The following is a 24230-nucleotide window of genomic DNA, read 5'->3' on the forward strand; positions in this document are numbered from 1 at the left end:
GCCCGGTTCGCGGCGCCGCGCCGGGATGAGGTCCCACGCCTTACGAATCGCCCGGCCGGTACTCGCCGGTCGCTGCATCGCGCCGGAGCGTGACGCGGCGGTCGCCATTCTCGGCCTCGGCGACGCGCCGATGCGCGTCGAGCTCGGCGTTCACGCGGCGCGATTCGCGCGCCAGCAGCCTGACCAGAGCGGCGGCGCCGAGGGCGCCGAGGGCGATCACGAAAACGGGCGGCATGTCGGTATCTCAGGATTGGCGCAAGAACGGGTACGGGCGCCTCAGAGCCCGTAGCGGCCCCATAATGCGCGCTCGTCTGCGGCGGAAATGAGGGTTTCGGCGAGGCCGGCGCCGGCCTCGGCGGCAAATCCGCCGGCACCTGCCGCCACGCCCGGCGAGCGGCGGCCGAACAGGCCCGACCGGGTCTCGATCAGCGGGGTGAGCACCTTGTCGCCATAGCGGGCGCGCAGGAAGGAGCGCAGATCGCCGATGGCATCGACGAGGCCGAGGCCCTGCGCCTGCGGCGCGACCCAGAACTCGCCGGAGAACAGCGTCGCCTCGTCCGCGTCCAGCACGTCGCCGCGCCGCTCCTTGACCAGGCCGACGAAGCCGGCATGGATCTCCTGCTGCAGCGCCTTCAGCCGCTCGATATCCTCCGCCTTTTCCGGCTGGAACGGGTCGAGCATCACCTTGCGCGTGCCGGCGGTGTAGACCCGGCGCTCGATGCCCAGCTTCTCCAGCGCGCCGGTAAAGCCGAAGCCGGCGCTGACCACGCCGATGGAACCGACAATCGAGAAGGTGTCGGCGACGATCTCGTCGGCGGCGCAGGCCAGCATGTAGCCGCCCGAGGCCGCGACGTCCTCGACGAAGGCGATCACCGGCAGCTGCTTCTCCTGCGCCAGCGCGCGGATGCGCCGGTAGACGAGATGCGACTGCGCCGGGGCGCCGCCCGGCGAATTGATCACCAGCGCCACCGCCTTGGCGCCCTTCACCGAAAAGGCGCGCTCCAGCGCGCGGGCGGTGTTGGCGAAGGTGATGCCGGGGCGGAACGGGCTCGACATGCCGATGGCGCCGTGGAGGCGCACCACCGGCACGACCGGCGTGTCGCCGCGCAGCCGGACGGGAAGGAGGGGATCGAGACGGCGGCGGAGATCGGCGAGGAAGGATGTGTTGGCCATGGATAAGAGATAGAGGGCCTTTGGCCGCCGCTCAATGAGGACGGCGCGCATTGCCGATCACGTCGCGTCAATCGAGCGCGATTCCCTCGCCCCGGCGCAGCAGGCGCTCGGCGCCCTTGCTCGGCCGGCCGGCCGCGTCCGCCAGCACCAGGCCCGGCAGCAGCGCCGGCGGCGTGCGCCGTCCCTTGATGGCGCCGATCAGCACGCGGATGGCCGGCGCATCCGGCGCGGGATGTACCGGACGGATCGTCACGGCACCGAAACGGCCTGCCAGTCCCGCCAGAATCGCCTCCAGCGCCTCCGGCCGGTGGATCAGCGCCAGCCGTCCGCCCGAGGCGAGCAGGCGCTCGGCGGCGCGCAGCCACGCATCGAGCCCGGCATCCGGCACACTGTGGGCGAGCGCACGGCGCCCGTGCGGGGAGACCCGGTGGCGGCCGGGGTCATTGAAGGGCGGGTTCATCAAGACGAGGTCGGCCGCCCGCGCCGCCGGCTCCCCCGGCCCGGAAGGCCGGCCGAGAGCGGCGATGTCGGCCACCACGACGCGCACCCGGTCGCCGATGTCGGGCTGCTGGCGGACGGCGTTGCGCGCGGCGAGCGCGGCGGTGGCGGGGTCGATCTCGACCAGCGTCAGCTCGTCCAAGGTTCCCCCCGGCTTGCCGATTCGCACGGCGAGGGCCAGCCCGGCCGCGCCGACCCCGGCGCCGAGATCGACGACGACGCGGGCGTCGGCCGGCGCGCTCGCCGCCAACAGCATGGCGTCGTGCCCGGCACGGTGGCCGCGCGCCGGCTGCAGCAGGCGCAGCGCGCCGCCGAGGAAGGCGTCGTCGGTCAGGCTCTCGTCGGCAGGGACCGTGTCGGCAGGGCTCGTGCAGGTCTGGCTCGTGCAGGTCTGGCACGTGTCGGTCGGGGCGCCATCGGTCAGGATGTCGCCGGTCGGCGCCTGCGCATTCATCCCGCGCCCCTCACTCGGCGACCAGCGCGGCGCCGAGGCCCGCTTCGCGGAGCAGCGCGCGGGCGGGCGCGAAAAACCCGTCCTCCACCAGCAGGCGGCGCGGCAGCAGGCCGATCGAGCCCTCCATCACGCTCATATGCTGGTCGAGGACCAGATGGTCGATGCCGGCGCTGTCGAGCAGCGCCTCGACGGCGGAGATCAGCACGACGTCGTTGGTGCGGAGGAGTTCGCGCATGAGGCCATCATGCCATGATCGGCACAAAAGCGCAGTCCCGGTACGTCGTGCGGGTTTCCCCCCGTCACAGGATTGCGCTATTGCGGAACGTGGGCACTGCGTTGCCCGGAGGTGAAGGGGAGCGCCGCCGCCCGGTCGGCGGCACTTGCCGTCACCACCGGGGGCTCAATATGGTGCTCGCGCCTCGTCAAACCGGAACCTGCCCGTGGCCGTCGCTTTGCCGTTCAATCCTGCCGCCGAGGTGGTGGCCGAGCCCTCCATCGAGGGCATCGTCAATCTGGTTCGCACCGACATGGACCGCGTCAACGCGCTGATCCTGTCGCGCACGGGCTCGGACGTGACGATGATCCCGGAGGTCGCCCAGCACCTCATCTCGTCCGGCGGCAAGCGCCTGCGGCCGATGCTGACCCTCGCCACCGCCACGCTGTGCGGCTACCAGGGCGAGGGCGCGGTCAAGCTCGCCGCCTCGGTCGAGTTCATGCACACCGCCACGCTGCTGCACGACGACGTGGTCGACGACAGCGAGATGCGCCGGGGCAAGCTCGCCGCGCGCATGCTGTGGGGCAACGAGGCCAGCGTGCTGGTCGGCGACTTCCTGCTCGGCCAGGCCTTCCGCATGATGATCGAGGTCGGCAACATGCGGGCGCTGGACATCCTGTCCAACGCCGCCGTGGTGATCGCCGAGGGCGAGGTCGCCCAGCTCGCCGCCGCCAAGAACATCGCCACCGACGAGGACGCCTATCTCGCCGTCATCCGTGGCAAGACCGCCGAGCTGTTCGCCGCCGCCTGCGAGGTGGGTCCGGTGCTCGCCGCCCGGCCGGATGCGGCGCAGGCCGCCTGCCGCGCCTATGGCATGAATCTCGGCATCGCCTTCCAGCTCGTCGACGACGCGCTCGACTATGGCGGCTCGAAGGCCGATCTCGGCAAGAATGTCGGCGACGATTTCCGCGAGGGCAAGATCACCCTGCCCATCGTGCTGGCGGTGCGCCGCGGCGACGAGGAGGAGCGCGGCTTCTGGCGCCGCTGCCTCGAACAGGGCGAGATCGGCGAGGGCGACCTCGAGCACGCCATGGCGCTGCTGGCCGGCCACGGCGCCATCGCCGAGACGGTGGAGCGCGCCCGCGCCTATGGCGCCGCCGCCAAGCAGGCGCTCGACGACTTCCCGGCCGGCGCGGCCAGGGACGCGCTCATCGACGTGGTCGATTTCTGCATTTCGCGGGTGCGGTGAGCCCTCAGCCGCGCGGGCCGAACACCACGATGGCCGCGCCGACGAGACACAGCGCCCCGCCCGTCAGGTCCCAGCGGTCGGGGCGAAAGCCCTCGACCGCCCACAGCCAGACCAGCGACGCCGCGACATAGACCCCGCCATAGGCGGCGAAGGCGCGGCCCGCCGCGGCCGCGTCGACCTGCGTCAGCACCGCGCCGAAGGCGATCAGGCTGAGCGCGCCCGGCGCCAGCCACAGCGCGCTGGCGCCGTTGCGCACCACCGCCCAGAAGGCGAAGCAGCCGGCGATCTCGAAGAGAGCCGCGACGGCGAAGAAAAGCGCGGTGTGCATCGTTTCCCTATCCCAGAACGGTCGACTTCACCCACCAGCCGGGATGACCGCCCGCGACGATCCGCGCGGCATGGGCGGCGACGCGGCAATTCGCGTAGAGCGCGAACATCGTCGCGCCCGAGCCCGACATGCGCACCAGCAGCGCGCCCGGCGTCGCAGCGAGCGCCGCCTCGACCGCGTCCAGCACCGGGGCGAGCGCGCGGGCCGGCGCCTCGAGGTCGTTGGGCTCGGCGCGCAGCCAGGCCAGCAGTTCCTCGCGCGGGGCGTGCGTCGCCGGCAGCGGTGAGGGTGCGCCGCGCCGCGTGCCCGGCTCAAGAGCCAGCGCGCGAAACACCTGCGCCGTCGACACCGGCACGCGCGGATTGACCAGCACGGCGCCGAAGCGCGGCAGCGCGACCGGCACGATCGCCTCGCCGCGCCCCTGCATCAGGCAGGAGCGCCCATAGAGGCAGGCGGGCACGTCGGAGCCGGCGGCGAGCGCGGCCTCGAACAGGCGCGGATCGGCGGGCGCGAGACCATTCGCCCGCGCCAGCAGCCGCAGCGCCGCCGCCGCGTCTGCCGAGCCGCCGCCGATTCCCGCCGCCACCGGCAGGCGCTTGAGAAGCGTGAACCGCCCGGTCCGCAGCCCGGGCACCCGCCCGGCCAGCTCGCGCGCGGCGCGCAGCACCAGATTGTCGGGATCATCGGCGAGCGCGGCGGCGCCCGGTCCGGCGAGGGACAGCGCGAGTTCCCCGCCCGGCGCCAGGCCGAGCCGGTCGCCGGTGCCGGCGAAGGCGACCAGGCTCGACAATTCGTGATAGCCGTCGGCACGCCGGCCGAGCACGCGCAAGGTGAGGTTCACCTTGGCGGGCGCGCGCTCGTCGAGAGCGGCGGAGCGGGCCGGGGGCACGGGTTTGGCGAGCGACATGAAGCGCTTATGCGACGCCCCCGCCGCCGCGGCAAGCGGTGCTCCCACCGGCGCGCCCGCCGGGGCGGCCGGCCGAGGGCGACCGCCCCGGCGCCGGACGCCCGGGCGACGGCACGCGCCCTCCCGCACGCCCTCCCTTGCACCAAAAGACGGTTTGGCTGTATAAGCAGCGCATTCAACTATCTCACAAACGACTATCTGGTCGGTTGAGAGTGGGTTCCGCCGCCGGAGCCCGCTCTTTTTGCATTGCGGATCGCGAGACGATCCGATGAGGACGATGAGCGAACTGGAAGCCCGCGCCGACGAAACCAACGACCTGCCCGAGCATGGCCTGGAAACCGGCCGTCTCGACGAACCGCGTCTCGTGATCGAGACCGGCGCCGCCGCCCGCGTCGCCGCCATCGTCGGGCCGGTCCTGCAGGGGCTCGGCTTCCGCCTCGTGCGGGTGAAGATCTCCGGCCGCGAGGGCATCACCCTGCAGATCATGGCCGAGCGCCCCGACGGCAGCTTCGGCATCGACGAATGCGAGGCGGCCAGCCGCGCCATCTCGCCGGTGCTCGACGTCGAGGACCCGATCTCCGGCGCCTACAGCCTCGAAATGTCCTCGCCCGGCATCGACCGGCCGCTGGTGCGCATTTCCGATTTCGAGCGCTGGGCCGGCCACGACGTGAAGATCGAGATGGCCGTGCCGCTGGGCGGGCGCAAGCGCTTCCGCGGCATCCTCCTCGGCGCCCGCGGCGACGAGGCGCTGCTGCGCCTGCCCGACGCCCCGGCCGACACGCCCGACACCGTCGCGCTGCCCATCGCCGACATCGGCGAGGCCCGCCTCGTGATGACCGACGCGCTGATCCGCGAGGCCCTGCGCCGCGACAAGGCGCTGCGCGAGGGCGCCGGCATCGACGAGGACGACATCGACACCGCCGATCTCGGCGACGCCGTCCAGGATGGCGAGACCGACGACGAGGCCGGGAGCGGGGACGAGGGCGTCGCCCCGCGCGTCATCCCGCCGAAGAAGATGCCGGTGCGTGGCAAGCAGAAGTCCAAGCCCATGCTTAAACCCAAGGGCGCCGCCAAGCCCGGCAAGAAATCCAACGCCAAACGCAAATCCACCGCGAAGGAGACGAACTGATGGCCGTCGTCAGCGCCAACCGGCTCGAACTGCTGCAGATCGCCGAGGCGGTCGCGCGGGAGAAGTCGATCGACCGCAGCATCGTCATCGCCGCCATGGAGGATGCGATCGCCAAGGCGGCGCGCTCGCGCTACGGCGCCGAGACCGACATCCACGCCGAGATCAATCCGCGCACCGGCGAGCTGCGCCTCGCCCGCCACCTGCTGGTGGTCGACCAGGTCGACAATCCGGCGATCGAGATCGAGCTGGCCGGCGCGCGCCGGCTGAACCCGGCGGCGCAGGTCGGCGATTCCATCGCCGACACGCTGCCGCCCTTCGATTTCGGCCGCATCGCCGCGCAGTCCGCCAAGCAGGTCATCGTGCAGAAGGTGCGCGAGGCCGAGCGCGACCGGCAGTACGAGGAGTACAAGGACCGCATCGGCGAGATCGTCAACGGCACGGTCAAGCGCGTCGAATACGGCAATGTGGTCGTCGACCTCGGCCGCGGCGAAGCCTCGCTGCGCCGCGACGAGTTGCTGCCGCGCGAAGTGTTCAAGACCGGCGACCGCATCCGCGCCTATGTCTACGACGTGCGCCGCGAGCAGCGCGGCCCGCAGATCTTCCTCTCGCGCACCCATCCGCAGTTCATGGCGAAGCTGTTCGCGCAGGAAGTGCCGGAGATCTATGACGGCATCGTCGAGATCAAGTCGGTGGCCCGCGACCCCGGCTCGCGCGCCAAGATCGCCGTCACCTCGCGCGATTCCTCGGTCGATCCGGTCGGCGCCTGCGTCGGCATGCGCGGCTCGCGCGTGCAGGCCGTGGTCAACGAGCTGCAGGGCGAGAAGATCGACATCATCCCGTGGTCGCAGGACGTGGCGACCTTCATCGTCAACGCCCTCGCCCCGGCCGAAGTGGTCAAGGTGGTGCTCGACGAGGACCGCGAGCGTATTGAAGTCGTGGTCCCGGATGCCCAGCTATCCCTCGCGATCGGCCGTCGCGGCCAGAATGTGCGCCTCGCCTCCCAGCTGACCGGCTGGGACATCGACATCATGACCGAGGCCGAGGAGAGCGAGCGGCGCCAGAAGGAATTCGCCGAGCGCACCAAGATGTTCGCCGAGGCGCTCGACCTCGACGAGATGATGGGCCAGCTGCTCGCGTCGGAAGGCTTCGCCTCGGTCGAGGAAATCGCCTATGTGTCGCTCAACGAGCTCGCCAGCATCGAGGGCTTCGACGAGGACACGGCGCAGGAACTGCAGAACCGCGCGCTGAACCATCTGGCGCAGGTCGAGGCCGGCTTCGACGCCCGCCGCAGGGAACTCAGCGTCGCCGACGAGCTGCGCGAAGTGCCGGGCGTCACCTCGCCGATGCTGGTGGCGTTCGGCGAGAACGACATCAAGACGGTGGAAGACCTTGCCGGCTGCGCCACCGACGACCTCGTCGGCTGGACCGAACGCAAGGACGGCGAGGTGGTTCGCGTCTCCGGCGCGCTGGAAGGCTTCAACCTTTCGCGCGAGGACGCCGAGGCGCTGGTCATGCAGGCCCGCGTCAAGGCCGGCTGGATCAGCGAGGCGGATCTCGCCGGCCCGGCCGCCGAGGAGACCGACGACGAAGCCGAGGCGGACGAGGCCCAGGGCTGATCGCTTCGCACGCGTGACGCCCGGAGGCTGAAGAGGAGCTGGGACCGGTGCAGGACGAGACGGCGCTCACCGCGGCGGACCCCGCCGATGGGGCCGAGGAGACCGACGCCGGGCTCACCGATGCGGGGCTCGCCGATGCGGGCCGCGCGCCGGCCCGGATGTGCATCGCCAGCCGGACGGTCCGGCCGGTCGATGACTTGCTGCGCTTCGTCGTGGCGCCCGACGGCACGGTGGTGCCGGATATCCATGCCCGGCTTCCCGGGCGTGGCGCCTGGGTGACGGCGCGGCGCTCCGTGCTCGCCGAGGCCCTGAAGAGGAAGGCGTTCTCGCGCGCCTTTCGCGGCAAGGGACGTGCCGACGCGGCGCTGCCCGACCTGGTCGGGCAACTCCTGGAGAAGGACGCGCTCAGCGCCCTCGGCCTCGCCAAGAAGGCGGGGCAGGTGGTCACCGGCAACGCCAAGGTGATCGAGGCGCTGCAGGGCGGGAAGGTGGCCGTGCTCGTGCATGCGAGCGACGCCGCTCCGGACGGGGCGGCCAAGCTCGATGCGCTGGCGCGGCGGATCGCCGAAGCGGCCGGTCGCGAGATCGCCCGAATCGACGACCTGTCGGGCGTACAATTGGACTTGGCGCTAGGGCGGGCAAATGTGGTACATGCTGCGCTGCTCGCGCATCCGACGAGCGCGGGGTTCCTCGCGCGGATGAGAAGGCTCGAAGGCTGGCGTGCGGAATAAGCAGGCTGGCGGACGAAAGTGGCACCTTTCCGCATGAGGCGGAAAGGTACAGGAACGGATACCGAATGACCGATACGAAGAACCCGGGCGAGAAGACGATGGGCGTTGGCCAAGGGGCTGGCCAGGGCGGCAAGACCACCCTCACGCTCAAGCGACCTGTCGAGCAGGGCGTCGTCCGCCAGAGCTTCAGCCACGGACGGTCCAAGTCCGTCGTGGTGGAGAAGGTGAAGCGCCGCGTGCTCGGCCCGGGCGACAAGCCCGAGGCGCCGGTCGCCGCCGCGCCCGCCGCTCCGCCGGCATCCGCTCCGGCAGCCAGCACGCAGGCCCCGCGCCCCGCGCAGAGCCAGCAGCCTTCCGGCCGTCCGCCGCTGCGCACCCAGCCGGCTCCCGGCGCCAACCTTTCCGGCCCCCGTCCGGCACCGCAGGGCAGCCGCCCCGGCGGCGTGGTTCTGCGCACCCTGACGGAAGAGGAAGCGCGCGCGCGCGCCGCCGCCTTGCAGGATGCCCGCATCCGCGAGGTCGAGGAACGCCGCATCGCCGAGGAAGAGGCCCGTCGCCGCGCCGAGCGCGACGCCCGCGAAAAGATCGAGCGCGAGGCCGCCGAGGCCCGCAAGCGCGAGGAAGACGCGCGCCGCGCCTTCGAGGAAGAGGCCAAGCGCAAGTCCGAGCAGGAGGCGCGCAAGCGTTTCGGCGAGGATACGCCGGCCCCCGCCGCGTCGAGTCAGGCTCCCGCCGCGCCGCGCGCCGCCACGCCCAGCTCTCCCGCCCCGGCGTCCGCGCCCGGCGCGCCGCGTGTCGCCACGCCGCGCGGGCCGATGGATGCCGAGGAGGACGATCGCCGTCCGGTCCGTCGCGGTCCCGGCGGCGCCCCGGCACGCCCGGCCCCGCCGGCCAAGCCGACCCGCCCGGCCGGCCCCGAGAAGAGCCGCGGCCGCCTGACCGTCGTCACCGCCCAGTCGGGCGACGACGAGCGTCAGCGCTCGGTCGCCTCGTTCCGCCGCCGCACTCAGCGCATGAGCGGCCATCGCCATGTCGAGGCGAAGGAAAAGATCGCCCGTGAGGTGATCGTGCCGGAGACGATCTCCATCCAGGAGCTCGCCAACCGCATGGCCGAGCGCGCGGTCGACGTGATCCGGCTGCTGATGAAGCAGGGCCAGATGGTGAAGATCACCGACGTGATCGACGCCGACACCGCCCAGCTCATCGCCGAGGAACTCGGCCACACCGTGCGCCGCGTCGCCGAATCCGACGTCGAGGAAGGCCTGTTCGATACGGCCGACACCGACGAGGAGCTGGTGTCGCGTCCCCCGGTCGTGACCATCATGGGCCATGTCGACCACGGCAAGACCTCGCTGCTCGACGCCATCCGCAAGGCCAACGTCGTTTCCGGCGAGGCCGGCGGCATCACCCAGCATATCGGCGCCTATCAGGTGACCTCGCCGCTCGGCGGCAAGATCACCTTCATCGACACGCCCGGCCACGCCGCCTTCACGGCGATGCGTGCCCGTGGTGCCAAGGTGACGGACATCGTGGTGCTGGTGGTTGCGGCCGATGACGGCGTGATGCCGCAGACGGTCGAGGCGATCAATCACGCCCGCGCCGCCAAGGTCCCGCTGATCGTCGCCATCAACAAGATCGACAAGCCGGACGCCAAGCCCGAGCGCGTGCGCAGCGAACTGCTGCAGTACGAGGTGCAGGTCGAAAGCCTCGGCGGCGACACGCTGGAAGTCGAGGTCTCGGCCAAGGCGCAGACCAATCTCGACAAGCTGCTGGAGCTCATCAGCTTGCAGGCCGAAGTGCTCGACCTCAAGGCGAACCCCAACCGCGACGCGGAAGGCACCGTCATCGAGGCCAAGCTCGACCGCGGCCGCGGCCCCGTCGCCACCGTTCTCGTGCAGCGCGGCACGCTGCGTGTCGGCGACATCGTCGTCGCCGGCGCCGAGCTCGGCCGCGTGCGCGCCCTGATCGACGACAAGGGCGCCAACGTCACCAGCGCCGGCCCGTCCTTCCCGGTCGAGGTGCTCGGCTTCAACGGCACGCCGGAGGCGGGCGACCGTCTCGCGGTGGTCGAGAACGAAGCCCGTGCCCGCGAGATCACCGACTACCGCCAGCGCCAGAAGCGCGAGAAGGCGGCGGCCCGTTCCGCCACCGTCCGCGGCTCGCTGGAGCAGATGATGAGCCAGGCCAAGACGGCCGGCCGGAAGGAATTCCCGCTCATCATCAAGGGCGACGTGTCGGGTTCGGTCGAGGCCATCATCTCCTCGCTGGAGAAGCTCGGCACCGACGAGGTGCAGGCCCGCATCATCCACTCCGGCGCGGGCGGCGTGAACGAGAGCGACGTGACGCTGGCCGAGACGGCCGGCGCCGCGATCATCGCCTTCAACGTGCGCGCCAACAAGGAAGCACGCGACGCGGCCGATCGCGCCGGCATCGAGATCCGCTACTACAACATCATCTACGACCTCGTGGATGACGTGAAGGCGGCGATGGGCGGCCTGCTGGCCCCGATCAACCGCGAGACCATGCTCGGCAACGCGCTCATCAAGGAGATCTTCGCGGTCTCCAAGGTGGGCAAGGTCGCCGGTTGCCTGGTCACCGACGGCACCGTCGAGCGCGGCCAGCATGTCCGCCTGATCCGCGACAACGTCGTGATCCACGAGGGCAAGCTCGCCACGCTCAACCGCTTCAAGGATGCGGTCAACGTGGTGCAGGCCGGCCAGGAATGCGGCATGTCCTTCGAGAACTACCAGGACATGCGCGCCGGCGACGTCATCGAGTGCTACCGCGTCGAGGTCGTGCAGCGCACGCTCTGATCTCCCCCGCCTCCCGTCCGCGGGAGGCGGCCATGCCCGCAGGGGCGTGAACATCCACGGGAACGAGCGGTCCAAGCCCGCTCGCTCCGGTCGAGGCTGGCCCCTTCGATCCGGTTCGCCGGCGGGGCCCTGAAGGTTTGTGCATCATGAAGAACAAAGCGAGCTCGGGTTCCGGCCCGAGCCAGCGCCAACTGCGCGTGGGCGAGCTGGTGCGTCACGCCCTCTCCGACATACTGGCGCGGGGCGATCTGGCCGATCCGGCGCTGGCACGGGTGCTGATCACCGTTCCCGAGGTCCGCATGAGCCCGGACCTGAAGATCGCCACCTGCTACGTCATGCCGCTCGGCGGCAAGGACCCCAAGGCGGCGATCGAGGCGCTGGCGACCAACGCCAAGCCGCTGCGCGGCGAAATCGGCCGCCGGGTCGAGCTGAAATTCGTCCCCGAGCTGCGGTTTCGCATCGACACCTCCTTCGAGGAGGGCGCGCGCATCGACGCGCTGCTGCGCCTGCCGGTGGTGCAGCGCGACCTCGAGGGCGACGACGGCAACGGCAAGCAAGAGGACGAGGAATGAACGCCCCGCTCGATCAGACGACGCTGCGCGAGGACGCGCCGCAGCCCGCCGAGGCCCCCGCGCGCAAGCGCCGGCCCAAGCGCGACATCGACGGCTGGGTGCTGCTCGACAAGCCGGTCGGCATGACCTCGACCCAGGCGGTCGGGGCGGTGAAATGGCTGTTCAGCGCCAAGAAGGCGGGACATGCCGGCACGCTCGACCCGCTCGCCTCCGGCTGCCTGCCGATCGCGCTCGGCGAGGCCACCAAGACCGTTCCCTTCGTCATGGACGGGCGCAAGGTCTACCGCTTCACCGTGCGCTGGGGCATCGAGACCGACACCGACGACAGCGAGGGCAAGGCGGTCGCGACCTCCGAGCTGCGCCCGACGCGCGAGGCGATCCTCGCCCTTCTCCCCGGCTTCCGCGGCGAGATCGAGCAGGTGCCGCCGGCCTATTCGGCGCTCAAGATCAATGGCGAGCGCGCCTATGACCTCGCCCGCGACGGAATCGCGGTCGAACTCGCCGCGCGCACCGTGGTCATCCATTCGCTCGAACTGGTCAAGCAGCCGGATGCCGACCACGCGGTGTTCGAGGCCGAGTGCGGCAAGGGCACCTATGTGCGCTCGCTTGCCCGCGATTTCGGCCGCGCGCTCGGCGCGCACGGGCACATCAGCGCCCTGCGCCGCACCCGCGTCGGCACCTTCGCCGAGGAGGAGCTGATCCCGCTGGCCCGGCTGCGCGAGATTTCCGAGGCGATGGACGACGCCGCGCCGATGGAGGCGCTGCGCCCGGTCGATATCGGGCTCGACAGCCTGCCGGCGCTGCGCGTCTCGCCGGCCGATGCGGCGCGCCTCGCCCATGGCCAGCCGATCATCCTGCGCGGGCGCGACGCGCCGATCCTGGAAGGCCCGGTCGCCATCACCGTCGGCGGGCGCCTCGTCGCGCTCGGCGAGGCCGAGGCCGGCGAGATCCATCCCAAGCGGATCTTCCATTCCGGCAAGTGAGGGGCGGGGCGCGACGGCGCCCCTCCGCCGACGTCCCGCCGCGCGCACGTGCCACTAGCCACTCTGGCGTTTTCGTGTATGTTGCGCCCGCGTCGCGGACCTTTGTCCGCGCGACCCGCAGCCCTTTGACCGCGCTGGACGACATCCCGGCCCGGCCGAACTGCGGAACCCGGCGAGGCGATATCCGGAAGGCCCCTGAGGCACGATCCGCAGCGCGCCCGCCATCCACCTGTGCAAGACCCGAAAGGATTATCCGATGTCGATCACTGCCGAGCGCAAGCAGGCGCTCATCAAGGAATACGCCACCAAGCCGAACGACACCGGCTCGGCGGAAGTGCAGGTTGCGATCCTCACCGAGCGCATCACCAACCTCACCGGGCACTTCAAGGGCCACGCCAAGGACAACCATTCCCGTCGCGGTCTGCTCAAGATGGTGTCGGCGCGTCGCGGCCTCCTCGACTATCTCAAGAAGACCGAGGAAGCCCGCTACAAGTCGCTGATCCAGCGCCTGGGCATCCGCCGCTGATTTTCCGGACGGACCCGGCATCCCGGATGCCGGGTCCGTCCTTTTCTCTCCGGCGCCGCGGATCGTCCCGGCGCCGGCCGCATAAGCAAGCGGCGGGCATGGGGCTCGCCGCGTCCGACGAGAAGCGGCGCGCCATGGCAGGATCGCCGGAGGCTCGACACCCGACGACGCCGCTCCGCTGAGAGCGCCTCGCCCCGAGCCTCTCGCCGTCTTGCCCATGGCCTCCGCTTCGGAAAGCCAGAGACAGACATGTTCGATATTCACCGCGAGGAACTCGACTGGGGTGGGCGTACGCTCGTCCTCGAGACCGGCCGCATGGCGCGCCAGGCCGATGGCGCCGTGCTCGCGACCTATGGCGACACCACCGTGCTCGCCACCGCCGTCTCCGCCAAGGCGCCCAAGCCCGGCCAGGACTTCTTCCCGCTCACCGTCAACTACCAGGAAAAGGCCTATGCGGCCGGTCGCATTCCCGGTGGCTATTTCAAGCGCGAAGGCCGCCCGAGCGAGAAGGAGACGCTGGTCTCCCGCCTGATCGACCGCCCGATCCGCCCGCTCTTCGCCGAGGGCTACAAGAACGAGACGCAGGTCGTCGTGACCGTGCTCTCGCACGACCTCGAGAACGATCCCGACATCGTGGCGCTGGTCGCCGCCTCCGCCGCGCTCACCCTGTCGGGCGTGCCGTTCATGGGCCCGATCGGCGGCGCCCGCGTCGGCTTCATCGACAATGAGTACGTGCTGAACCCGACCAGCGACGAGGTCAAGGAATCGGCGCTCGACCTCGTGGTCGCCGGCACCGCCGACGCCGTACTGATGGTCGAGTCCGAGGCCAAGGAACTCTCCGAGGAAGTGATGCTCGGCGCGGTCATGTTTGGCCACCGCCACTTCCAGCCGGTGATCGACGCGATCATCCGCCTCGCCGAGAAGGCCGCCAAGGAGCCGCGCGACTACGTCGCCCCGGACCATTCGGCGCTTGAGGCCGAGGTGCGCGCCCTGATCGACAGCGATCTGCGCGCCGCCTACAAGATCGTTCGCAAGCAGGACCGCTACGAGGCGGTCGGCGCCGCCAAGTCCAAGGCGAAGGCGCATTACGCCGCTCTCGCCGCCGAGGGCAAGCCGGTGCCGGACGCCCAGGTTCTCGCCGAGGTGATGAAGGAGCTCGAGGCCAAGATCGTCCGCTGGAACATCCTCGACGAGGGTATCCGCATCGACGGCCGCGACACCAAGACCGTCCGCCAGATCGTCGCCGAGGCCAGCGTGCTGCCGCGCGCCCACGGCTCGGCGCTGTTCACCCGCGGCGAGACGCAGGCCCTGGTGGTCGCCACGCTGGGCACCGGCGAGGACGAGCAGTTCATCGACAGCCTGGAAGGCACCTACAAGGAGCGCTTCCTGCTGCACTACAACTTCCCTCCCTTCTCGGTCGGCGAGACCGGCCGCATGGGCTCGCCCGGCCGCCGCGAAATCGGCCATGGCAAGCTCGCCTGGCGCGCCATCCGCCCGCTGCTGCCGCCGGCGCACGAGTTCCCCTACACGCTGCGCGCCGTCTCGGAGATCCTGGAGTCGAACGGCTCCTCCTCCATGGCGACCGTCTGCGGCACCTCGCTCGCCCTGATGGACGCCGGCGTGCCGATGCGCCGCCCGGTGGCCGGCATCGCCATGGGCCTCATCCTCGAGGGTGAGAAGTTCGCCGTGCTCTCCGACATCCTCGGCGACGAGGATCACCTCGGCGACATGGACTTCAAGGTGGCCGGCACCGACAACGGCGTCACCGCCCTGCAGATGGACATCAAGATCGCCGGCATCACCGAGGAGATCATGAAGGTCGCCCTCACCCAGGCGAAGGACGGCCGTCTGCACATCCTCGGCGAGATGAGCAAGGCGCTGACCGGCGCCCGTTCCGAGCTCGGCGAGCATGCCCCGCGCATCGAGGTGATCCAGATCCCGGTCGACAAGATCCGCGAAGTGATCGGGTCGGGCGGCAAGGTGATCCGCGAGATCGTCGAGAAGACCGGCGCCAAGATCAACATCGAGGACGACGGCACGGTGAAGGTCGCCTCCGCCTCCGGCGAGTCGATCAAGGCCGCGCTGAACTGGATCAGGTCGATCGCCTCCGAGCCGGAGATCGGCCACATCTACGAAGGCACGGTCGTCAAGGTCGTGGACTTCGGCGCGTTCGTGAACTTCTTCGGCGCCAAGGACGGCCTCGTGCACGTCTCGCAGCTCGCCAAGGAGCGCGTGGCCAAGCCGTCCGACGTCGTCAAGGAAGGCGACAAGGTCAAGGTCAAGCTGCTCGGCTTCGACGAGCGCGGCAAGACCCGCCTGTCCATGAAGGTCGTCGACCAGGCCACCGGCGAGGACCTCGAGGCCAAGGCGAAGTCGGCCGAGGACACCGAGGTCGGCGCCGCCGAGTGATCGGCGACACCATCCGGGATTTCCAGCGGGGCGCCTTCGGGCGCCCCGTTTCGTTTGGGCCGCCATTCCCCCATCGCATGGCGGCCGTGCCTGACAGGAGATCGACAGCTTTCTCCGGCTAGATTAGATTGATTCTAATAATTGTCAGGATCCGACCGATGAAACGCTTCGCCGACCTCACCGAGGCCGAGATCCTGGCCCTCGCCATTTCGAACGAGGAGGAGGATGCGCGCATCTATCTCCAGTTCGCCAACCGGCTGAAGGTCGACTACCCCGCCACCGCGGCGATGTTCGAGCGCATGGCCGAGGAGGAGCAGGGCCACCGCCACGCGCTGCACGACATGTTCCGGAAGAAGTTCGGCGGCGAGTTGCCCTACATCACCCGGCAGGACGTGAAGGGCTTCCTCAAGCGCGACCCGATCTGGCTGCTGGAGACGCTGCGCATCGACGCGGTGCGCCGCCAGGCCGAGGTGATGGAGTACGAGGCCCAGCAATATTACATCAAGGCCGCCGAACGCGCCCGCGACGCCGACACCCGCCGGCTGCTCGCCGACCTCGCCGAGGCGGAGGGACGGCACGAGACGCTGGCGCAGGAACTCGGCGGCCAGCTCGAAACGAGCGGCGCCAAGGCGGCCGAGGAAGACACCGCGCACCGCATCTTCGTGCTGCAGATCGTGCAGCCGGGCCTTGCCGGCCTCATCGACGGCTCGATCTCGACGCTGGCGCCGATCTTCGCCGCCGCCTTCGCCACGCAGGACAGCTGGGCCGCCTTCCTGGTCGGCCTCGCCGCCTCCATCGGCGCCGGCATCTCCATGGGCCTTACCGAGGGCCTCTCCGACGACGGTGCCATCACCGGGCGCGGCAGTCCCTGGCCGCGCGGCATCGCCTGCGGCGTGATGACGATGCTCGGCGGGCTCGGCCACACCCTGCCCTATCTGATCCCGGATTTCTGGACCGCCACGGCGATCGCCGGCGTGGTCGTCGCGGTCGAACTCGCCGCCATCGCCTATGTACGCACCCACTACATGGAGACGCCGTTCACCTCGGCCCTCGTGCAGGTGGTGCTGGGCGGCGTGCTCGTGCTCGCCGCCGGCATCCTCATCGGCAGTTCCTGAGTCGCCTCAGGCATAGGCGGCGAAGGCCGCGCCGATCATCTCGCGGCTCCATCCGGCCCTGAGCGCGAAGGTCAGCAGCACCCGCGCCTTCGGGCCGGTCAGCAGGCCGGACGGCATGACGCCGGACTTGATCAGGTCGATCTCCGAGCCGGCGTAATTATAGGTGCGCTCGAACACCGGCCCGGCCAGCGTCCGGCTCGCCAGCACGGTGGGGATCCTGCCGGCGACCTCCGCCACCATCGGCGAGAGGACGCCGGGCACGTGGCCGGCCCCCATGCCCTCGATGACGAGACCGGCATAGGCGAGGCCGGGCACAGCGGCCAGCAGCCGTCCGTCGTCGCCCATGCTCATCTTGATCAGCGCCACCGGCGGCAGCGCCGCCTCGCCGTCATGGATCGCCGCCGGCAGCCGCACCGGCGCCACATGGGTGAGGAAGCGCGCCCGGCCTTCCGCCACCAGCCCGAGCGGGCCGCCATTGTCGGAGACGAAGGCGGAGGTGAGCGCCGTGTGCGCCTTGCGCACGAAGCGGGCGGCATGGATCTCGTCGTTCAGCACGACGAGGGTGCCGAGGCCGCGCGCCGGCCGGCTCGCCGCGACGATGACGGCGGACAGCAGGTTGGCCGGCCCGTCGGCACCCGGCTGCTGCGGGCCGCGCATGGCGCCGACCACCACCACCGGGCGCGCGTCGCGCACCAGGAGGTCGAGCCCGAAGGCCGTCTCCTCGATCGTGTCGGTGCCCTGGATGACGATGGCGCCGTCGAAGCCCTCGTCGAACCCCGCGCGAATCTCGGAGGCGACCTCGGCGACATGGTCGAGCGTCAGCGAGGGGCTCGGCAGGCGGAAGAGCGAGCGCGCCTCGATTTCCGCCACCTCGCCGAGCCCCGGCACCGCGGCCACCAGATCGGCGGCGCCGAGCGTCGGGGCGATGCCGCCGCCGATGGCCGGGGTCATGGTGATGGTGCCACCGAGCGAGAGGACGAGAAGACGCGAATGTGTCATCGGGAACCTTGGGAGAGCGAAGCGGGGCGATCATAGCCGCCCCGATCCCTTCCTGTCAGGTCGCACCCGTCAGGCGGCGACGCGCAGCCCTTCGAGGCCGGCCGGCGCCGGCCCGCCGGTCGCCCAGTCGAGCAGCTCGACCGTGTGCACCACCGGCAGCGCGGTGCCGCCGCCGATCTGCGTCATGCAGCCGATATTGCCGGCGGCGACGATCTGCGGCAGCGTCCGCTCGATATTGGCGACCTTGCGGGCGCGCAGCCGTCCGGCGATCTCCGGCTGCAGGATGTTGTAGGTGCCGGCCGAGCCGCAGCACAGGTGCCCCTCGGCGGGCTCCAGCACGGTGAAGCCGACGGAGGCGAGCAGGTTCTTCGGCGCCGTGCGCACGCGCTGGCCGTGCTGCAGCGAGCAGGCCGAATGGTAGGCGACGCGGATGCCGGGCGCGATGACAGGGGCCGGCATCTCATGCTCGGAGAGGAACTCGCTCACATCCTTGGCCAGCGCCGACACCTTCGCCGCGCGCGCGGCATAGGCCGGCTCCGAGCGCAGCATGTGGCCGTAATCCTTGATGGTGGTGCCGCAGCCCGAGGTGGTGACGATGATGGCGTCCAGCCCCTCGCCCTCGATCTCGCGCATCCAGGCGTCGACATTGGCGCGGGCGTTCGCCAGCGCGAGGTCTTCCTTGCCCATGTGGTGGGTGAGCGAGCCGCAGCAGCCGCCGCCGACCGGCCGCACGATCTCCACCCCCATGCGGGTCATCAGGCGTATCGCCGCCTCGTCGATCTCCGGCCGCAGCACCGGCTGGGCGCAGCCGTCGAGCAGCGCGACGCGGGCGCGGCGCGCGCCAAGGGGGGCGAAGCGGCGCACCCCCTCGCTCGCCGGGCGGGTCGCCGGGCGGGCGGGGGCGAGGCGCAGCATGGCGGCGACCGGCTTCAACCCGGGAATCGCGTCGAACAGCCCGGCGAACGGCCGCGCCAGCATCGCCCCGCCGATGGCGAGGCGGAACAGCCGCCGGCTCGGTAGCACCCGCGCCAGCAGTGCGCGGGTCAGCTTGTCCATCAGCGGGCGGCGATAGGTCTTCTCGACGTGATCGCGCGCATGGTCGATCAGGTGCATGTAGTGCACGCCCGAGGGGCAGGTGGTCATGCAGGACAGGCAGGACAGGCAGCGGTCGACATGCTTGGCGACCTCGGTCGTCGCCGGCCGGTCGTTCTCCAGCATGTCCTTGATCAGGTAGATGCGCCCGCGCGGCGAATCGAGCTCATCGCCCAGCAGCACATAGGTCGGGCAGGTGGCGGTGCAGAAGCCGCAATGCACGCACGCGCGCAGCACCTGCTCGGAACGGGCGGTCTGCGGGTCGGCGAGCTGCGCCAGGGAGAAATTGGTCTGCATGGCTCACACTCCCGCATACATGCGCCCGGGGTTCAGCACCCGCCCGGGATCGAAACCGTTCTTCATCCGCCCGATCAGCGCGCCGGTGATCGGGTCCAGCGGCTGGAACACCTCATCGGCCGCACGGAGCGGCGCCGCGGCGCGCACCAGCGTGGCGTGGCCGCCGCCCGCCTGCGCCACCGCCGCGCGGACCCGCTGGGTGTGCGGCGCGGCATCGGCCATCTCGATCCAGACGAGGCCGCCGGCCCAGTCGTAGAAGCTCACCGCCCCCGCCTCGCGCAGCGCGGCGCCAATGGAGGCGCCGGCCATGGGTGCCACCGAGACGCGCCAGACGGCCCGGGCCGTGTCGACATTGCCGCCCTCCGGCAGCGCGAAGGGCAGCACGTCGCGCACCGCCCGCCAGAAGGCGAGGGAGGCCTCCGCGTCGAGGAAGGAGAGCGCGCCGCGCGCGCGCAGCATCTCCTCCAGCTTGCCGCGCCGATGCAGGATGGAGGGCTTGACGCCTTCCAGCCGCAGCGCCGTGACCGCGCCGCCCGCGCCGGCGACGGCGGGAATGCGGGCGGCGACCTCGGCCGGCACATGGGCGGCGCCGGAGACGTCGTAATAGGAGCCGACCGCCGCGCTCATGGCGCTGGCGGCGGCCGCGTCGTCGAGGCCGAGGACGAGCAGCGTCTCCACCGTCTCGGGACGCGGCAGTACCTTGATGGTCAGCTCGGTGAAGGCGGCGAGCGTGCCGTAGGAGCCGGCGAGGCCGCGCGGCAGGTCGTAGCCGGTGACGTTCTTCACCACGCGCCCGCCGGCCTTGAAGGCTTCGCCGCGGCCGGAGACGGCGCGCAGGCCGAGCGCATGGTCGCGCGCCGCGCCAGCGCTCGGGCGGCGGGGACCGGCGAGGTTGCAGGCCATCAGCCCGCCCAGCGTGCCCCCGCCCGGTGCCTTGCCGAGCAGCGGGCCGAAATCCATCGGCTCGAACGCCATCATCTGATTGGCATCGGCGACCAGCGCCTCGATCTGCGCGACCGGCGTGCCGGCACGCGCGCTCAGCACCAGTTCCTCGGGCTCGTAGAGGGTGACGCCGGAGAGACCCTTCAGCTCCAGCGTATAGTCGGTCTGGATGTGGCGGCCGAGCGCGGCCTTGGAGCCGGAGCCGGCCACGTCCAGCGTATGGCCCTCCGACACGGCCCAGCGCACGGTCTCGACGACCTCGGCCTCGTCGCGCGGACACAGCCTTCCGCTCAGCACGCGATCGCTCATCTCAGGCACCTCCCGAAAGCGCGGCGAGCCGCGCGGCATGCTTGTTGTGCGCGGCGACGACCGCCGGCAGGTCGATAGTGACGATCTCGCCCGCCGCGACGATCGGGCGCCCGTGCACCACCGTCCAGGCGGCGCGGCCGGGCGTGCAGAACAGGGCGGCGGCGACCGGATCGGACAGGCCCCCGGCGAAGGCGACGTCGTCGAGCCGCAGGGCGAAGAAGTCGGCGCATTTGCCCGGCGCCAGCGAACCGATGTCGGTGCGCCCGAGCACCGAAGCGCCGCCGAGCGTCGCCAGCTCCAGCGCCTCGCGCGCGGTCATCCATTCGCCGTCGCGCGAGGGATCGGAGGTGGAAAGCGTGGTGTCCGGCCCCTCGGGGGGACGCAGCGAGATCTGCAGCCGCGCCAGCAGCATGGCCTGGCGCGCCTCGCCGAGCAGGTTGTTGCCGTCATTGGAGGCCGAGCCGTCGACGCCGAGGCCGACCTTCACCCCGGCCCTGCGATAGGCCTGCACCGGCGCGATGCCGGAGGCCAGGCGCATGTTCGAGGACGGGCAGTGGCACACGCCGACCCCGGCGCCTTTGAAGCAGCCGATCTCATGCGCGTTCACGTGCACCGCATGGGCGAACCAGACATCCTCGCCGAGCCAGCCCAGCTCCTCCATATAGGCGACGGGGCGCCTGCCGAGGCGTTCCAGCGTGAAGCGCTCCTCGTCGATGGTCTCGGCCAGATGGGTGTGCAGCCGCACGCCCTTGGCCCGCGCCAGCGCCGCCGATTCGCGCATCAGCTCCGGCGTCACCGAGAAGGGCGAGCAGGGGGCGAGGGCGATCTGCAGCATCGAGCCCGGCGCGGCGTCGTGATAGCGGGCGATGACGCGCTCGCTGTCCTCGAGGATGTCGTCCTCGTCCTCGACGCAGTCGTCCGGCGGCAGCCCGCCCTTCGACTCGCCCAGCGACATCGATCCGCGCGAGACCATGAAGCGCAGGCCGATCTCGCGGGCCGCGTGGATCTGGTCGTCGACCGCGCAGCCATTGCGGAACACATAGGCGTGGTCGAAGCAGGTGGTGCAGCCCGACAAGGCGAGTTCGGCGAGGCCAACCAGCGTCGCGCTGCGCGAGGCCTCCGGCGTGCGCGCCGCCCACAGCCGGTAATGCGCCCTGAGCCAGCGGAACAGGTTGGTGTTCTGCGCCGCCGGCAGATTGCGCGTCAGCGTCTGGTCGAGATGGTGGTGGCAGTTGACCAGACCCGGCAGCACCACATGGCCGGACAGGTCGAGCACCTGGTCGGCGGTTCCCGGCAGGCTCTCGCCCGGCCCGACCTGCTCGATGATGCCGTCGCGCGCGAACAGGCCGCCGCCGACGATCTCGCGGCGCGTGCCGTCCATGGTGACGAGCATCGTGGCGTTGCGGACGAGCAGGGTGGTCATCGGGCGCCGCCTCCCCCGCCAGCGTCGTCATCCCGGCCGCGGCGCGTCAGCGCGGCGAGCCGGGACCGCCCGGCAGCGCCCAGGCCGGCGCGCGGTCCCGGAACGGTACTGCGCACCGTCCGGGATGACGCCAGAGAGGAACGCTCCGGCCGGGATGACGGAAGGGAGAACGGGAACACGTTCGTCAGAACCGCGGAATGTCGGGGAAGGGCAGCTTGCCCCCGCTCACATGCATGCGCCCAAGTTCGGCACAGCGGTGCAGCACCGGAAACACCTTGCCGGGATTGAGCAGCGCATCGGGATCGAAGGCGCATTTCAGCCGCTGCTGGTGCGCCAGGTCGGTCTCGTTGAACATCGAGGGCATCAGGTCGCGCTTCTCGACGCCGACGCCGTGCTCGCCGGTCAGCACGCCGCCGACCTCGACGCAGAGCAGCAATATGTCGGCGCCGAAGGCTTCCGCCTTCTCCAGCGCGCCCGGCTTGTTGGCGTCGTAGCAGATGAGCGGATGCAGGTTGCCGTCGCCGGCGTGGAAGACGTTGCCGCAGCGCAGGCCGTATTTCTCCGACATCGCCTCCATGCGGTTCAGCACTTCGGGCAGCGCCTTGCGCGGGATGGTGCCGTCCATGCAGAGGTAGTCGGGCGAGATGCGCCCCACCGCCGGGAAGGCGGCCTTGCGCCCGGCCCAGAAGGCGACGCGCTCCTCCTCGCTGGTGGAGGCGCGCAGCGTCTGGCAGCCCAGCCCGCCCGCGATCTCGGCGACGCGGTCGATGAGGTGGTTCACTTCCGCCTCCGGCCCGTCCAGCTCGACGATCAGCAGCGCCTCGACATCGAGCGGGTAGCCCGCGCCGAGGAAGGCCTCGGCGGCGTGGACCATCATCTTGTCCATCATCTCCATGCCGCCCGGGATGATGCCGGCGGCGATGATGGCGGCGACGCAGGCGCCCGCCGCCTCCGAGGACGGAAAGCCGACCAGCACGGCGCGCGCCGTCTCCGGCTTCTTCAGGATGCGCACGGTGACTTCCGTCACCACGCCGAGCAGCCCCTCCGAGCCGACGATCAGGCCGAGCAGGTCGAGCCCGCCGGAATCCAGGTGCTTGCCGCCCAGGCGGATGATCTCGCCCGTGATCAGCACCATCTCGACGCCGAGCACGTTGTTGGTGGTCAGGCCGTATTTCAGGCAGTGCACGCCGCCGGAATTCTCGCCGACATTGCCGCCAATGGTGCAGGCGATCTGCGAGGAGGGGTCGGGCGCGTAGTAGAAGCCGTTATGCGCCACGGCGGTGGTGATGCCGAGATTGGTCACGCCCGGTTGGGCGACGACGGTGCGGTTCTCGAAGTCGATGTCGAGAATGCGGTTGAACTTGCCCATGCCGAGCAGGATGCCGTCTTCCAGTGGCAGCGCGCCGCCCGACAGCGACGTGCCGGCCCCGCGCGGCACCACGGGAATGCCGTTGGCATTGGCATAGGCCAGGACCTTCGAGACCTGTTCGGTGGTCGAGGGCAGCACGACGGCGAGCGGAAGCTGGCGATAGGCCGTCACCCCGTCGCTCTCGAAGGGGCGCATCTCGGTCTCGGTGTCGATCACACCCTCGCCGGGCACGATCGCGCGCAGCGCCGCGATGATCTCGGCGCGGCGGGCCAGAACATCGGCCTTCGGCGCCGGCATGACGAGACCGGACATGACACTCCTCCCTAGCGACTGGACGTTTCTTCGTTTCGAGCCATTCTAGGGAAAAGCGTCTAACCTTCCTATGGTAAAAAAACTAGACCAAGGGCGAATTTCCCGTGCCGGCGCGCGGCCCGCCGGCCGGCGGGGAAGCCGGCGGCGAGGCCTTCATCAATCCGGGGGCGCGCCTGCACCTTGCGCCGGATCAAGGCAGCGCGCACCTCTACCCCATAGGCCATTGCCACACGGCCGCGCCCTCGCGCCCGGTCATCGTCAAAGGGAAACGCGCATGAACGACGTCGCCGCCAAGGCCGCCACCCAAACGCTCCGGCGTATCCGCCTGCATCTGGCCCGCTCGAAGGACTTCCCCGACGGCAGCGCCCGGCACGGCTACGAGTTCGTCGCGCCGCTCGACGAGAGCGGCCACATCGACGCGGAAGCCTGGAAGGATCTGCGCACCGTCTGCACCGTCGCCCGCTTCTGGGGCAATGATGCGCCGGAGAGCGGCTTTCTCGTCCGCCGTGCCGGCGGCGTGTCGGGCGCCAGCTGGGTGTTCGACTACGAGCAGAACGCGAGCGACGACGACGAGACCGGCTATCGCTTCGGCGATCACGCCTTCGTGCCGGGCGAATATGTCTCGCTGCGCGACGAGGACGGTGACATGCACACCTTCGTCGTGTTCTCCGTCGTTCCCGCCTGAAAACGGCAACGGCGCGGGCTCTTCTGGAGCTCGCGCCGGCGCTTTGGTCTGCAGGGACGGGCCGCCAGCAATCGCGGCCCGGTCG

The 24230-nt window shown here is 70.8% G+C and carries 22 protein-coding genes; 11 read left to right on the forward strand and 11 right to left on the reverse strand.

Annotated features, from left to right (window positions below; all coding sequences use genetic code 11):
• Window positions 1–40 precede the first annotated feature (40 nt).
• The 4 genes from AC1PZ7_RS02575 to AC1PZ7_RS02590 form a co-directional block, all read right to left on the reverse strand.
• On the reverse strand, window positions 41–235 hold the full coding sequence (locus AC1PZ7_RS02575; RefSeq protein WP_482357959.1) for a hypothetical protein: 195 nt from the start codon (window positions 233–235) through the stop codon (window positions 41–43).
• A gap of 41 nt (window positions 236–276) precedes the next feature.
• On the reverse strand, window positions 277–1173 hold the full coding sequence (locus AC1PZ7_RS02580) for a S49 family peptidase (protein WP_482357960.1): 897 nt from the start codon (window positions 1171–1173) through the stop codon (window positions 277–279).
• Between the two features lie 67 nt (window positions 1174–1240).
• On the reverse strand, window positions 1241–2125 hold the full coding sequence (locus tag AC1PZ7_RS02585) for a tRNA1(Val) (adenine(37)-N6)-methyltransferase (protein WP_482357961.1): 885 nt from the start codon (window positions 2123–2125) through the stop codon (window positions 1241–1243).
• A gap of 10 nt (window positions 2126–2135) precedes the next feature.
• On the reverse strand, window positions 2136–2360 hold the full coding sequence (locus AC1PZ7_RS02590; protein ID WP_482357962.1) for a putative signal transducing protein: 225 nt from the start codon (window positions 2358–2360) through the stop codon (window positions 2136–2138).
• Window positions 2361–2565: 205 nt separating this feature from the next.
• Here AC1PZ7_RS02590 and AC1PZ7_RS02595 point away from each other — a divergent pair, with 205 nt between their 5' ends.
• The gene (locus AC1PZ7_RS02595) at window positions 2566–3588 is read left to right on the forward strand and encodes a polyprenyl synthetase family protein (RefSeq protein WP_482357963.1); all 1023 of its coding nucleotides are present in this window, start codon (window positions 2566–2568) and stop codon (window positions 3586–3588) included.
• A gap of 4 nt (window positions 3589–3592) precedes the next feature.
• Here the strand turns inward: AC1PZ7_RS02595 and AC1PZ7_RS02600 are convergent, their stop codons facing one another.
• A complete protein-coding gene (locus AC1PZ7_RS02600) occupies window positions 3593–3916 on the reverse strand; it encodes a YnfA family protein (RefSeq protein WP_482357964.1) in 324 nt (107 codons plus the stop codon).
• A 7-nt stretch (window positions 3917–3923) separates the two neighbouring features.
• The gene (locus AC1PZ7_RS02605; RefSeq protein ID WP_482357965.1) at window positions 3924–4823 is read right to left on the reverse strand and encodes a 4-(cytidine 5'-diphospho)-2-C-methyl-D-erythritol kinase; all 900 of its coding nucleotides are present in this window, start codon (window positions 4821–4823) and stop codon (window positions 3924–3926) included.
• A gap of 277 nt (window positions 4824–5100) precedes the next feature.
• Here AC1PZ7_RS02605 and rimP point away from each other — a divergent pair, with 277 nt between their 5' ends.
• From rimP to mbfA, 9 genes are all read left to right on the forward strand, one after another.
• Window positions 5101–5952, forward strand: coding sequence for a ribosome maturation factor RimP (rimP, locus tag AC1PZ7_RS02610; RefSeq protein WP_482359548.1), 852 nt, complete (start codon window positions 5101–5103; stop codon window positions 5950–5952).
• On the forward strand, window positions 5952–7568 hold the full coding sequence (nusA, locus tag AC1PZ7_RS02615) for a transcription termination factor NusA (protein WP_482357966.1): 1617 nt from the start codon (window positions 5952–5954) through the stop codon (window positions 7566–7568). The genes rimP and nusA overlap by 1 nt, the downstream gene beginning before the upstream one ends.
• Before the next feature lie 47 nt (window positions 7569–7615).
• Window positions 7616–8299 carry an RNA-binding protein gene (locus tag AC1PZ7_RS02620; protein ID WP_482357967.1) on the forward strand — a complete coding sequence of 228 codons (684 nt, stop codon included), beginning with the start codon at window positions 7616–7618 and terminating at the stop codon, window positions 8297–8299.
• A 65-nt stretch (window positions 8300–8364) separates the two neighbouring features.
• Window positions 8365–11112, forward strand: coding sequence for a translation initiation factor IF-2 (gene infB, locus AC1PZ7_RS02625; RefSeq protein ID WP_482357968.1), 2748 nt, complete (start codon window positions 8365–8367; stop codon window positions 11110–11112).
• A gap of 146 nt (window positions 11113–11258) precedes the next feature.
• Window positions 11259–11684, forward strand: coding sequence for a 30S ribosome-binding factor RbfA (gene rbfA, locus AC1PZ7_RS02630; RefSeq protein WP_482357969.1), 426 nt, complete (start codon window positions 11259–11261; stop codon window positions 11682–11684).
• Window positions 11681–12667, forward strand: a complete 987-nt coding sequence (gene truB / locus AC1PZ7_RS02635) for a tRNA pseudouridine(55) synthase TruB (protein WP_482357970.1) — start codon at window positions 11681–11683, stop codon at window positions 12665–12667. Before rbfA ends, truB begins: the two co-directional genes overlap by 4 nt.
• A gap of 256 nt (window positions 12668–12923) precedes the next feature.
• The gene (gene rpsO / locus AC1PZ7_RS02640; RefSeq protein ID WP_482357971.1) at window positions 12924–13193 is read left to right on the forward strand and encodes a 30S ribosomal protein S15; all 270 of its coding nucleotides are present in this window, start codon (window positions 12924–12926) and stop codon (window positions 13191–13193) included.
• 249 nt (window positions 13194–13442) lie between these two features.
• A complete protein-coding gene (pnp, locus tag AC1PZ7_RS02645) occupies window positions 13443–15602 on the forward strand; it encodes a polyribonucleotide nucleotidyltransferase (RefSeq protein ID WP_482357972.1) in 2160 nt (719 codons plus the stop codon).
• Window positions 15603–15760: 158 nt separating this feature from the next.
• A complete protein-coding gene (gene mbfA, locus AC1PZ7_RS02650) occupies window positions 15761–16717 on the forward strand; it encodes an iron exporter MbfA (RefSeq protein ID WP_482357973.1) in 957 nt (318 codons plus the stop codon).
• 6 nt (window positions 16718–16723) lie between these two features.
• Here mbfA and AC1PZ7_RS02655 read toward each other — a convergent pair whose 3' ends face one another.
• The 5 genes from AC1PZ7_RS02655 to AC1PZ7_RS02675 all read right to left on the reverse strand — a co-directional run bounded on the left by AC1PZ7_RS02655 (window position 16724) and on the right by AC1PZ7_RS02675 (window position 23460).
• Window positions 16724–17716 carry an asparaginase gene (locus tag AC1PZ7_RS02655; protein ID WP_482357974.1) on the reverse strand — a complete coding sequence of 331 codons (993 nt, stop codon included), beginning with the start codon at window positions 17714–17716 and terminating at the stop codon, window positions 16724–16726.
• A 69-nt stretch (window positions 17717–17785) separates the two neighbouring features.
• On the reverse strand, window positions 17786–19105 hold the full coding sequence (glcF, locus tag AC1PZ7_RS02660; protein ID WP_482357975.1) for a glycolate oxidase subunit GlcF: 1320 nt from the start codon (window positions 19103–19105) through the stop codon (window positions 17786–17788).
• A gap of 3 nt (window positions 19106–19108) precedes the next feature.
• A complete protein-coding gene (locus tag AC1PZ7_RS02665; protein ID WP_482357976.1) occupies window positions 19109–20356 on the reverse strand; it encodes an FAD-binding protein in 1248 nt (415 codons plus the stop codon).
• Between the two features lies 1 nt (window position 20357).
• Window positions 20358–21779, reverse strand: a complete 1422-nt coding sequence (locus AC1PZ7_RS02670) for an 8-oxoguanine deaminase (protein ID WP_482357977.1) — start codon at window positions 21777–21779, stop codon at window positions 20358–20360.
• A gap of 184 nt (window positions 21780–21963) precedes the next feature.
• A complete protein-coding gene (locus tag AC1PZ7_RS02675) occupies window positions 21964–23460 on the reverse strand; it encodes an FAD-linked oxidase C-terminal domain-containing protein (RefSeq protein ID WP_482357978.1) in 1497 nt (498 codons plus the stop codon).
• Between the two features lie 274 nt (window positions 23461–23734).
• On the opposite strand from AC1PZ7_RS02675, the gene AC1PZ7_RS02680 reads away from it, so the two are divergent.
• The gene (locus AC1PZ7_RS02680) at window positions 23735–24145 is read left to right on the forward strand and encodes a hypothetical protein (protein ID WP_482357979.1); all 411 of its coding nucleotides are present in this window, start codon (window positions 23735–23737) and stop codon (window positions 24143–24145) included.
• Window positions 24146–24230 lie beyond the last annotated feature (85 nt).

The organism is Ancylobacter sp. TW_SC_1 (assembly GCF_056836805.1).

Bases quoted from the DNA above. Each gene is read 5' to 3' on its own strand.
- nusA (WP_482357966.1), top strand. From the start codon at position 5,952: ATGGCCGTCGTCAGCGCCAACCGGCTCGAACTGCTGCAGATCGCCGAG.
- AC1PZ7_RS02605 (WP_482357965.1), bottom strand. From the start codon at position 4,823: ATGTCGCTCGCCAAACCCGTGCCCCCGGCCCGCTCCGCCGCTCTCGAC.
- AC1PZ7_RS02680 (WP_482357979.1), top strand. From the start codon at position 23,735: ATGAACGACGTCGCCGCCAAGGCCGCCACCCAAACGCTCCGGCGTATC.
- infB (WP_482357968.1), top strand. From the start codon at position 8,365: ATGACCGATACGAAGAACCCGGGCGAGAAGACGATGGGCGTTGGCCAA.
- mbfA (WP_482357973.1), top strand. From the start codon at position 15,761: ATGAAACGCTTCGCCGACCTCACCGAGGCCGAGATCCTGGCCCTCGCC.
- rbfA (WP_482357969.1), top strand. From the start codon at position 11,259: ATGAAGAACAAAGCGAGCTCGGGTTCCGGCCCGAGCCAGCGCCAACTG.
- rpsO (WP_482357971.1), top strand. From the start codon at position 12,924: ATGTCGATCACTGCCGAGCGCAAGCAGGCGCTCATCAAGGAATACGCC.
- AC1PZ7_RS02575 (WP_482357959.1), bottom strand. From the start codon at position 235: ATGCCGCCCGTTTTCGTGATCGCCCTCGGCGCCCTCGGCGCCGCCGCT.
- AC1PZ7_RS02590 (WP_482357962.1), bottom strand. From the start codon at position 2,360: ATGCGCGAACTCCTCCGCACCAACGACGTCGTGCTGATCTCCGCCGTC.
- AC1PZ7_RS02670 (WP_482357977.1), bottom strand. From the start codon at position 21,779: ATGACCACCCTGCTCGTCCGCAACGCCACGATGCTCGTCACCATGGAC.
- AC1PZ7_RS02665 (WP_482357976.1), bottom strand. From the start codon at position 20,356: ATGAGCGATCGCGTGCTGAGCGGAAGGCTGTGTCCGCGCGACGAGGCC.
- rimP (WP_482359548.1), top strand. From the start codon at position 5,101: ATGAGCGAACTGGAAGCCCGCGCCGACGAAACCAACGACCTGCCCGAG.
- AC1PZ7_RS02580 (WP_482357960.1), bottom strand. From the start codon at position 1,173: ATGGCCAACACATCCTTCCTCGCCGATCTCCGCCGCCGTCTCGATCCC.
- AC1PZ7_RS02600 (WP_482357964.1), bottom strand. From the start codon at position 3,916: ATGCACACCGCGCTTTTCTTCGCCGTCGCGGCTCTCTTCGAGATCGCC.
- pnp (WP_482357972.1), top strand. From the start codon at position 13,443: ATGTTCGATATTCACCGCGAGGAACTCGACTGGGGTGGGCGTACGCTC.
- glcF (WP_482357975.1), bottom strand. From the start codon at position 19,105: ATGCAGACCAATTTCTCCCTGGCGCAGCTCGCCGACCCGCAGACCGCC.
- AC1PZ7_RS02655 (WP_482357974.1), bottom strand. From the start codon at position 17,716: ATGACACATTCGCGTCTTCTCGTCCTCTCGCTCGGTGGCACCATCACC.
- AC1PZ7_RS02675 (WP_482357978.1), bottom strand. From the start codon at position 23,460: ATGTCCGGTCTCGTCATGCCGGCGCCGAAGGCCGATGTTCTGGCCCGC.
- truB (WP_482357970.1), top strand. From the start codon at position 11,681: ATGAACGCCCCGCTCGATCAGACGACGCTGCGCGAGGACGCGCCGCAG.
- AC1PZ7_RS02585 (WP_482357961.1), bottom strand. From the start codon at position 2,125: ATGAATGCGCAGGCGCCGACCGGCGACATCCTGACCGATGGCGCCCCG.